We start from the raw sequence: 1,606 nt of genomic DNA on the forward strand, positions 1-1,606 counted from the left end.
AATATAAGCCTCCCCATTTATCCCTTTACCAGCTTACTCTGGAAGTCGGCACCCCCTTTGCCAGCCATCCTCCGGCCCATCTCCCTGACGAGGATACTGCTGCGGATATGGAAAATATTTTACGCAGTGAACTGGACCATCACGGTTTGGGTCGCTACGAAATCTCCGCGCATGCCCGCCCCGGACAGAAATGTCAGCATAACCGCAATTACTGGCTATATGGAGACTATCTGGGAATTGGCGCCGGGGCTCATGGCAAAATCACCCAGGTGGAAGGCATCTGGCGCAGCCGCAAACCCAGCCGACCCGAGAGTTACATGACCGACGCGCTCAGTGATATGGAAACCCTGGGAGAATACACCCCGGTTCCACCAGCAGAACGCCCCTTTGAATTCATGCTGAATGCCCTGCGGCTGACCGAAGGTTTTTCAAGCCGTCTGTTTACTGAATGCACCGGCCTGGACAGTCTGCTGATTGAGCCACAGATTCGCCGTGCCCGCCGCGAGGGTTTACTGTATGCCGATACCGAAATAATCCGGCCCACCGCCCGGGGAATGAATTTTTACAATGAATTGTGTGCCCGCTTCATTCCCTGAATGGGCAATACTATTCCCGGCCCATCGCCTCAGCTTCATGACCGGTAATGGAACCATCCTTGAACAAATATTCACGCAACTCTTTATCCAGACGCGGCATTTTACGGCGCAACCACTCCAGTACCATGGCCGCGTGCTCAATTTCTTCATCCCGATTGTGTTCCAGCACTTTTTTGAGCTGGAGATCATTGCAGGCATCCGCGCGCTGCTGGTACCAGTCTACCGCCTCAAATTCTTCCATCAGCGAGGATATCGCCCGATGAATATCCAGCGTATCACTGGACAGAGACTCCAAAGGCTCGTGCATTGTTTCATGTGCCATCTTGAGATCCTTTAACGATGAAATATCCTTCCAAGCATAGCCCAAAGCGTTCACTAAACCCAAGTGACACCAGACCGGGAGAAATTCGCCATGAATTGGCAAGACTCCTGTCCAAAGCAGGACTGTGCTCGCGGAGCATGGCCGCCGATTGGATTCGGGCCGGCAAGGTAACCGTCAACGGGCAGATCATTTACGAGCCGGAAGCCCGTTTTTCACTTCGCGATGCCCGGATTTCCGTGGCGGGACAACGCCTGACCGGACAGGCTCGCAAGGTGCTGATGCTGCATAAACCCCGGGGCGTTGTCAGTACCCGCGCCGATGAAAGGGGACGGCCCACCGTTTATGATTTACTGCCCTCCGACCATTGGCTGGCACCCATAGGACGTCTGGATCAGGCCAGCTCCGGGTTATTGTTATTCAGTAACGATCCAGAATGGGCCCAGATTCTGCTGAATCCTGCTCAGCACGTCAGCAAAACCTACCACGTGCAAATCCGCCCTCCTCTTCCTGCCGAAGTTTTTCGGCACATTGCCCAGCACTCCAGCCTGGACGGCAAGCCATGCCTACCCATGCAAATTCGTGAGCTGCGCTGCGGAGGAAAAACCCAATGGCTGGAAATTGTCCTTCAGGAAGGGCGTAACCGGCAGATTCGTCGCCTGCTGCAAGGCGCCGATGCGGAAGTGTTACG

At 54.7% G+C, this 1,606-nt stretch carries 2 protein-coding genes and 1 pseudogene; 2 read left to right on the forward strand and 1 reads right to left on the reverse strand.

The window, feature by feature from the left end; translation table 11 throughout:
• Positions 1 to 596: pseudogene (locus tag AC2VLY_RS12825) on the forward strand (radical SAM family heme chaperone HemW); the annotation flags it as partial.
• Positions 597 to 606: 10 nt separating this feature from the next.
• Here AC2VLY_RS12825 and AC2VLY_RS12830 read toward each other — a convergent pair.
• Positions 607 to 918: an encapsulin-associated ferritin-like protein gene (locus AC2VLY_RS12830; RefSeq protein WP_010642997.1), complete on the reverse strand. Its 312-nt coding sequence runs from the start codon at positions 916 to 918 to the stop codon at positions 607 to 609.
• 137 nt (positions 919 to 1,055) lie between these two features.
• Between AC2VLY_RS12830 and AC2VLY_RS12835 the strand changes: the two genes are divergently transcribed.
• Positions 1,056 to 1,606 (forward strand): pseudouridine synthase (locus AC2VLY_RS12835; RefSeq protein WP_486893634.1); only part of this gene is annotated, 551 nt, incomplete at its 3' end.

The sequence above is a fragment of the Acidithiobacillus sp. TH-A36 genome (assembly GCF_057473445.1).

Coding starts and splice junctions, on each gene's coding strand:
- AC2VLY_RS12830 (WP_010642997.1), bottom strand. CDS start 918: ATGGCACATGAAACAATGCACGAGCCTTTGGAGTCTCTGTCCAGTGAT.